The 7,842-nt window shown below is 35.5% G+C and carries 8 protein-coding genes; 2 read left to right on the forward strand and 6 right to left on the reverse strand.

Going from position 1 to position 7,842, the window contains the following annotated elements:
* The 4 genes from ACFX4E_RS28070 to ACFX4E_RS28085 all read right to left on the reverse strand — a co-directional run.
* Window positions 1-968 (reverse strand): GerAB/ArcD/ProY family transporter (locus ACFX4E_RS28070; RefSeq protein WP_377580080.1); only part of this gene is annotated, 968 nt, incomplete at its 3' end.
* Between the two features lie 206 nt (window positions 969-1,174).
* Window positions 1,175-2,284: a GerAB/ArcD/ProY family transporter gene (locus ACFX4E_RS28075; protein ID WP_237075546.1), complete on the reverse strand. Its 1,110-nt coding sequence runs from the start codon at window positions 2,282-2,284 to the stop codon at window positions 1,175-1,177.
* 21 nt (window positions 2,285-2,305) lie between these two features.
* Window positions 2,306-3,532 carry a Ger(x)C family spore germination protein gene (locus tag ACFX4E_RS28080; protein WP_098790715.1) on the reverse strand — a complete coding sequence of 409 codons (1,227 nt, stop codon included), beginning with the start codon at window positions 3,530-3,532 and terminating at the stop codon, window positions 2,306-2,308.
* Window positions 3,522-5,144: a spore germination protein gene (locus ACFX4E_RS28085; protein ID WP_377239032.1), complete on the reverse strand. Its 1,623-nt coding sequence runs from the start codon at window positions 5,142-5,144 to the stop codon at window positions 3,522-3,524. The genes ACFX4E_RS28080 and ACFX4E_RS28085 overlap by 11 nt, the downstream gene beginning before the upstream one ends.
* A gap of 132 nt (window positions 5,145-5,276) precedes the next feature.
* Here ACFX4E_RS28085 and ACFX4E_RS28090 point away from each other — a divergent pair, with 132 nt between their 5' ends.
* Window positions 5,277-5,501 (forward strand): YczF family membrane protein, encoded by a 225-nt coding sequence (locus tag ACFX4E_RS28090; protein ID WP_098334763.1) that lies wholly within the window; start codon window positions 5,277-5,279, stop codon window positions 5,499-5,501.
* 89 nt (window positions 5,502-5,590) lie between these two features.
* Here the strand turns inward: ACFX4E_RS28090 and ACFX4E_RS28095 are convergent, their stop codons facing one another.
* Window positions 5,591-6,367, reverse strand: coding sequence for a DUF4046 domain-containing protein (locus ACFX4E_RS28095; protein ID WP_377239033.1), 777 nt, complete (start codon window positions 6,365-6,367; stop codon window positions 5,591-5,593).
* An 889-nt stretch (window positions 6,368-7,256) separates the two neighbouring features.
* Here ACFX4E_RS28095 and ACFX4E_RS28100 point away from each other — a divergent pair.
* A complete protein-coding gene (locus ACFX4E_RS28100) occupies window positions 7,257-7,445 on the forward strand; it encodes an IDEAL domain-containing protein (protein WP_377239034.1) in 189 nt (62 codons plus the stop codon).
* A gap of 177 nt (window positions 7,446-7,622) precedes the next feature.
* Here ACFX4E_RS28100 and ACFX4E_RS28105 read toward each other — a convergent pair.
* Window positions 7,623-7,842: DUF2653 family protein (locus ACFX4E_RS28105; protein ID WP_377239035.1), on the reverse strand; the 220-nt coding region annotated here is incomplete at its 5' end.

The following is a 7,842-nucleotide window of genomic DNA, read 5'->3' on the forward strand; positions in this document are numbered from 1 at the left end:
CTCGCAATGGTAATAGATAAAAAGAGAATGATTAGCCCTAAAGGATACGATAACCGTGAAGGTGATTTAACCTTGAACAAATTGGCCGTACCTATGACAGCCGCATAAAATAATAAACAGATTTTGAAGAAGATAGTGATAATTGAAGCAAGCATAAAAAATACATCAAGCCGTTCTAAAAAATTAGCTACTTGGATGCTCTCTACTGTGCTAAGAAGAGGATATTGTGAACGTGCAGTTAAATCAACCCCCAATACACAGACATTAATGAGCATTGTGATAATTAAATTGATTCCACTTAATCCCGTTGCACATACCATGGTCACCTTTGCCTTCTTAGGATTATTTAAATACGGTAAAATCATGGTAAATACAATGACTTCTGTAAACGGAAAATACAAAGTTTGAGTAAATACCACTTTTAGGATGGGAAATAAACCTTCTTCTAAAATAGGTTGTAAATTTTTAATCTCAATTAATCCAGAAGATATAATTAAGATAAAACCACCAACCGCAAGGACATACATAAAAATAAAAAGCAGTTCTCCGGATCGAGCTATGACCTCAATTCCTTTTCTGATTGTATAAATAATGACAAGCATTAATAATGCATTGGCAATGAATAAAGGTGTGTCAGGATAAGCAAAGGTTAATAGCATTTCACCAAAATCACGTAGAACCCTTGAGGCATCGTACATAAAATAAAGAATGTAAACAAAAGCCAGTACGGTACCTAATACTTTACCTAAGATTTTTTGGATATATTCTGTAGGCAAAAGGTCAGGATAATAGGTATAAAGCTTGTGGTAGACTAACAATAGAACGAAACTGAATACCATTCCAAGAAGAATTGCAAGCCAAGCGTCTTGATTTGCATCTATCGCAAGAGGTACCAGTAAAGCACTACCCAGCTCGAACAGAACCATTAAGATAAAGAGCTGACTAGAACTAATCTTAGCTTTTTCCATTCAATTGAGACCTCCTTTTTGGTTTTATTAAAGCGTCCTTCTGCTTTTTGAATGGGTATTTAACTTTCTATCACTTTCGAACGTTATGTAATAAAGATGAGATTTGTTCTAAAGGTAACTCTAATGTAGAGAGAACCTTTCTACGGGTAATTACCTTATTAGGAAATGTCGCTATAAAGACTATATTCTATATAAAAACTAGCTGATCAAATATGTTTACTCCCATGACTCTTCCTTTTTTGTAAGAAAGCTATAAAAAGAAGGATAGGAGGAATTATGGTGAATAGAGGAATATGCAGAATAAACTTGGCTATATATAATCCTTCATGGAGATGTTCTTGGAAATTACTCGCGATTGTGACAGATAAAAATAGAATAACAATACCTAAAGGATACGCTAACATTGAAGGTGATTTAATTTTGAATAAGTTAGCTGTTCCTATGGTGGCTGCATAAAATAATATGGTAACCTTAAAAAAAATCCCAATCACCATAGCAAGCATAAAAAACACATCAAGCCGTTCTAAAAAATCTGCTACTTGGATGCTCGCGACTGTACTAAGAAGTGGGAATTGGGAACGCGCAGTTAGATTAACACCAAGTACACTAATATTAATGAGCATCGTAATAACCAAATTGATTCCACTTAACCCCGTTGCACATAGCATAGTCACTTTTGCTTTCTTAGAATCATTTAAATACGGTAAAATCATTGTAAACACAATAGCTTCAGTAAACGGAAAATATAACGTTTCAGACAATGCAACCTTTACCGATGGTAATAAGCCTTCTTCCAAAACAGGTTGTAAATTCTTAAAATCAATTAAACCAGAAGATATAATTAAGATAAATCCAGCAACTGCAAGGATATACATAAAAATAAAAAGCAGTTCTCCGGATCGAGCTATGACCTCAATTCCTTTTCTAATGGTGTAAATAATGACAAGCATTAATAATGCATTTGCGATGAATAAAGGCGTGTCAGGATAGGCAAAAGTTAACAGCATTTCACCAAAATCACGTAGAACTCTTGAAGCATCATACATAAAATAAAGAATGTAAACAAAGGCAAGTACAGTACCCAGCACTTTTCCTAAAATCTTTTGCATATATTCTGTAGGTAAGAGGTTGGGATAATAGGTGTAAAGTTTTTGATAAACTAAAAATAAAATAAAGCTTCCTAACATACCCAGCAGAATTCCAAGCCATGCATCCTGCTTAGCCCTGATGGCAAGAGGTACCAGTAAAGCACTCCCCAACTCAAACAGAACCATTAAGATAAAGAGCTGACTGGCACTAATTTTTGCTTTCTCCATTCAACTGGCACCTCCTTTTCCTTACTTTTGATTCTCTTTTACTCCTGAAAGAAAAGATTTATTTCGTAAGCCAGCTCGACGTACGTAGGCTTCCACTGTAATATCTACATCTAACTTTGGAAAGTACACATCATTCCATTCCGTTTTTAACTTCTTAAATTGATTTGGTCTAGTACGGTGAATCACTTCACCAAATCCCAAAATATCCGTTTTGTTTTTTTGTGCATGTTCAATAGCTACACTTAGCTCTTTTTTAATTTCTTTCCTCAAAGATTGTTCGATTTTTGTAATAACCTTCGGATTGGTAATATCAACAGGTACCTCCATGTCGCCGATATCTCCTTCAACACGTGTATGAACAGAAATATGAGGTTTCCCATTCTTCACTTGGGCAGATACACTTGTTTTTTGTCGTACAGTTTGATAAGCAATAGCTTCTTTCTTTCCTGCCCAACTAATATTAATATTCGTCCCTTGAATTTTATCGAGAATCCATACCGTCCCTCTTGCTGGTTTTCCATACAGCCAATCCACTAGCTTTCCCTGTTTTAAGACAGCAATTCCGGAAGCGTGAAGCGTTGCCGCGGGTGCACTTTCCTGAAGGTTATCTAGCTTTTGTGCTTGCTGGGGATTACCAACTAGACGAAATCCTGATACGACAGTTCCTCTTCCAGGGGACTCAATGCTCTTCATCACTTCTTGGAGTGATGTTTTTACATTCTCTCCCCATTTTCTTTCCGTAAATTCTAAGGTTTTTAGCACTTTATTCGCTGGAATTTTATCAACTGGCGTTAATGTTTTGACAAGGTCAGCTGCGGTCGAGTTTTTCGCAATCACAAGAGTGGAAGTATTTCGAAATTCCGGATCCCGATCTAAAGCATCGATTAACGTATTAAGCCCTTCTTTTCTGGCCAGTCTTTCTCCAACTACGACTAAGTTTGTATGAGCATAATACAATCGTCGAGAGATTCTGCCTGAAGCCCGTCTACTTGCTTCTACTATATTATCCCCTGAAGCCGAATAGATGGTAATAGGAGGGCTTTGACTGCCTCCTCCTCCTTGCATACCTCCTGCCACGTTTCCTGGATTAATAATTTGAAGTGTTAAGTGAAATCTTCCATCTTTCGTTTCGTCGATACCCATGGCTGATACAATAGCAAGGTCCGTTAATTCTTTTTTACTCCAGCAACTTGTGAGCAAGAGCGTCATTGCCATCATTAATAAAAGAAAAAACCCTTTACGCTTCATTGTTGTTACCTTCTTCAAAATCTCGATTCACCATACCTCGAGATGCAGGAGGGTGTGGGTGTTGATTTGTCCCTTCTCGAACCGTATTAGCAGTAATCAATCTCGGTCTTTGTCTCAGTGTCCACCATGGTAATCTCACAACGGTATCTCCATTGTTTACGGGGATGAAGGGAGCAAATGGAGCCATGTAGGGTACTCCAAATGATCGTAAGCCGCATAGATGGACAACCATCAATAAAAGGCACAAAATGATGCCATAGAAACCAAATGTTGCTGCACCAATCATAAACAAAAAACGAATTAAACGGGCCGAAATCGCCATATCAAAAGATGGTGTGGCAAAACTAGCAATGGCTGTGATGGATACAATGATAACCATTGCTGGTGAAACAATACTTGCTTGAACGGCTGCTTGACCAATTACAAGGGCCCCGACAATAGATACTGCCGAACCAATAGCTTTAGGTAAGCGTATCCCTGCTTCGCGTAAGATTTCAAAGGTTATTTCCATAAGCACGGCTTCCACAAACGCGGGAAAAGGAACGGATTCCCTCTGTGCCGCAATAGCTACAATGAGCATGGTTGGCACCATTTCCTGGTGGAAGGTTGTAACGGCGACATAGGTAGCTGGCGCGATTAACGAAATCATAAACATAAAAATACGCAAAAGACGAATTGAGGTTGCAATGTCAAAACGAGCATAATAATCTTCAGCCGATTGGAAGAATTGCATGAACACAGCAGGCGCAATCAGCACAAATGGGGTTCCATCCACAAATATAGCAATTCGCCCTTCTAACAGGTTCCCTGCTACAACGTCAGGTCTTTCCGTGTTGTACATAGTTGGAAAAGGAGTCAATGTTTGATCCTCTATTAGTTGTTCAATATATCCTGATTCCAAAATACTGTCGATATCAATTCGATGTAATCGCTGACGAATTTCTTTGACGACTTTATCATTAGCAATGCCATGTACGTACATAAGCGTCACATCTGTCTTTGTTACACGCCCAACTTTTAAAGACTCCATCCATAAATCTGGGGTCTTAATGATGCGGCGTACCATAGCTGTGTTGGTCCCAAGAGACTCTGTAAATGCTCCTTTTGGTCCTCTTACTACCATTTGGGTAGTAGATTCCGCAATGGAACGCTTCTCTCCACCTTTGGTACTAGCACTCAGTGCCTGATCTACTCCATCCACTAAAATAAGAGTATCCCCTGCCATTAAAGATGCAAATAAACCATCCAAGTTAGTGATGGACGATATGTTTCCAATTGTCATTATATCTTTAGAAAGCAGGTCTATCGCATTTTGCTGATTTATTACTTCTTTATGATCATCCTTCATCATAGATTGCAGTAGATACTCTTGAATCGACTGATTGTCTACAATTCCTTCTACATAGACAATCGCTGTTTTAATGTCAGAATCCCCCCCCATTTTTATCTCACGAATAACGACATCTGAACTATTTCCGGTTTTCTGCTTAATCATGTTAAGGTTACCTGATAATGAAACCTGTATCCGTTCTATTTGATGATCAGTAGTTTGATTCTCGTTACCCTGTGGCCGTTTCTTTTTTGGTTTGCGATCTTTAAAAAACGAAGGCATAGATTTAAGCACCCTTCTTTCAGTTTTTATTACTTTAACCATATAAGAGTTTTTTATGTAAAAATTAACAATAAATATTTATGTATCATCATAGAAGAAAGGGAAGAACCTATTATATGGAGCGTGATAGATATGAAAATCATAGGTATTAGCCTTTTAATGATGGGATGTTTAATGGGCTTTTCTTTAGGCATTGATATTGTTCAAGGATTTGATGTTTCTCAGGCGTTGTACAATGCCGTGAGTCCATTTAGGGTAATGGAAGTCGCTGAATTATTTGTACTCTTTTTTCTTCTTTTTCTTTTTTTTGCTGAATCTTTATATCTTTTTATGAAGAAGAAAAATCAAAGCAAGTAACCATATACTCATCAATTATCATTTTTAAAAATAGGAAATGGACATAATGGTAATTTAGTTCAGGCTACCCGTTTCAATCAGTTCTTTCATTAATCAAGATTCATATAAAATAATTCATCATCTGTGTTATTTAGTTGTTCATTTATCCATTTCCTTACATTATTCATTCTGGAATCAAAAGCCATTTGAAAGAGACCAGTTAACTGAAAATCGGTAAAATGACTTTTCTTTAATTGAAGAAAAGCCTCCTGATAGGAAGAGAAATGAAGCTGTTTGAATAAGAAATCATCCATTGCCTCTCGAATATATTCTTCATTTTTCCAACAATTCATGGGAACATGAGCAAATTGCCAAGGTCTAAAGACACTAGGATAAATCGCTTCAACTATTTGAAAAGGGGAATAGCCTAAAAGCGTAAAGGCGCCACCTAAACCATGTTGTCTAAAAAAATTAAAATTAACTCGAAAGGGTATTTCTTCCATAGGAATCTTCATTTTTTCCTCTATTACATATTTTACTGCCTCAATAGCTTTTCTCTTTCCTTCTTCTCCCTCCCAATATTTATCAGGAGTTTGTTGGAATTGCCAAGGTTTAAATTTTCCTGGATAGGCATTATCAATGACTTCATAATAATTCCATCCATATAGCATAGCAGGGGGTCTGAGACGATGAGACCATAATGTATTGGCACCTACTTGAAAAGGGATTTCATCGATGGGGATTGATAAGTGTTGCTCAAGTAAATAGCATGTCATATAGCGCATATATTTTTTTCCTTCCTTACCTACAAAGAAATAATTAGGAAATCTTTTTCTTCTCTTTTCTAGAACATCTTGATAAACTTCAATGACTTGTTCTTTATTCACTATCGAAAGCCCCTTTTGAGAAAGTATATTTATTATTATTATGTATAATAATGGGATTTATATACAAATGGAGCTGAATCTGATAAGATACATAATAAAAAGAAAAGCTACTTATCCTTTATCAGTAGCTTTTCTTTTTATTATGTAAATAGGGATAAGGTAATTGATAAAGGAAAATATATACTCGTGCATATTGGTTCTTGAAACTCAACTCCAACGAGTCCACCACTCTTTCTAAGCTGCGAATTTTTTGTGTTTAAAACAAAAAATGTAATCGTTTTCTAATTTGATTTGTTGTAAAATAAAAAAGGCATTTTAATTGGAGATTTTTCGAAATGTCATCTTAACTCATTGAGCCTATTCCCACATCACAGCACCAGGGAATAGGTTTTTTTATGCAATTATGGATATAGTATTTAAACCTATATTTAAAGTGGAATTATTTGTATAAATTTAACAATAACACAAAATATATAGTTCATAAAAGTATATGTTTACGAACTGTTCTTTTATATAGAAAACCTGTCATTTTCATCGTTCGATTAAGTTTGAAAATAAATTACGAACGTCTTCTAAAAACTATACACTTTCACGAACGTTTCTGATAGGAAAATAGATTAAGCTAGTAGTTTGCCGTCGTTAAACATGACCGTCAGAACCTATATTCTTAAAAGTTAGTTTGTAGATTTCCTTCAACAAATAAATAAAACAGTTTTTGTGCTCTCTTTAGGGTTTATAAGTATGAAATAACAATCAGAATGACAAGAGGACTATCAATACATGGGGTAAACATATTCATTATTTCACTTTATCTATTAATCTCGTATAAACAACGTCAAAAAGGATAATAATGTTTAAAAAGGAGAAAAGATAAAGGGGTTGAGTTTTAATGGAAAATAATGTACTTAACGAAATTGATTCAAGTTTACGTGATGAAATGCTGGATGAATTGTTTCTGGATCAAATTATGAACGACTTCAAAAGAAATAAGATCCTTAAGGAAATAGACCAGTCTTTAAAGAATAAAGATAAACAAGCTTTTTTACGTTTAACAGAGGAACTTAAATCTGTATCTTAATAAAACCGACGTAATATAGAAGAAATTTATTAAAAAGAAGCCTTCTTTTTTAAAGACTGAGGCTTCTTTTTATTCCACATTTATATATATCTTTTTATAATAAATTAAACTGATAATGAGAGAACTTATTGGTTCCAGTACAAAAATGCTCGGAAGTCTTATGTCAAAAATTAATTACTAATTACTTAATACTTGAATAGATGCAGTAAATCCATTCTTATCTGAAAAAGATAAATTAACTTGTAGATGATTCGCGACGAACTGGTGATAGTCCTGTAAATATACTGCAACAGCATCAATGATGTCTTGTTCATGCAATTGCGCTGTACGTCCTAATGCTAAGGTGGAAGCAGTAATCCCAAGGGAAGGATGAAGCTCCAAATCTACTTCTACCTGT

Source organism: Priestia sp. YIM B13491 (assembly GCF_042787605.1).
GTDB classification, from domain to species: Bacteria; Bacillota; Bacilli; order Bacillales; family Bacillaceae_H; genus Priestia; species Priestia megaterium_E.